Source organism: Collinsella tanakaei (assembly GCF_016900375.1).
Classification (GTDB): Bacteria; Actinomycetota; Coriobacteriia; order Coriobacteriales; family Coriobacteriaceae; genus Collinsella.
Genome location: NZ_JACJKB010000063.1, coordinates 1 through 323 on the forward strand (window position 1 = coordinate 1; position 323 = coordinate 323).

The window sequence follows — 323 nt, forward strand, 5'->3', positions numbered from 1 at the left end:
GCGCGGGAGCCGTCGTCGAGCTCGACGCCGCTGATGACGCCGTTCTCGACCGCCCACGCCATGGCGGTCTCGGCCCACCCGGAGACGCCGTCGGCGTCGCCGAAGCCCTCGAGGACCGAGGTGTCCGCAGCGTCGAGGTCGGCGCCCGCGGCGCGCGCGACCATGGAGGCGAACTGCTCGCGGGTGAGCGGGTCGCCCACGCCGAAGGTGCCGGCGCCCTCGTAGCCGGTCATGACGCCGGCCTCGTTGGCCCAGTTGACGTAGGGGGCGTACCACTCGCCCTGCAGCACGTCGGCGAAGGGCGCCGCGGGGGCGTCCATGTC

1 protein-coding gene is annotated in these 323 nt (G+C 74.9%); it reads right to left on the minus strand.

Annotation, left to right across the window (positions count from 1 at the left end; translation table 11 throughout):
* Positions 1-323: S-layer homology domain-containing protein (locus tag H6A16_RS10620; RefSeq protein ID WP_204619027.1), on the minus strand; the 323-nt coding region annotated here is incomplete at both ends.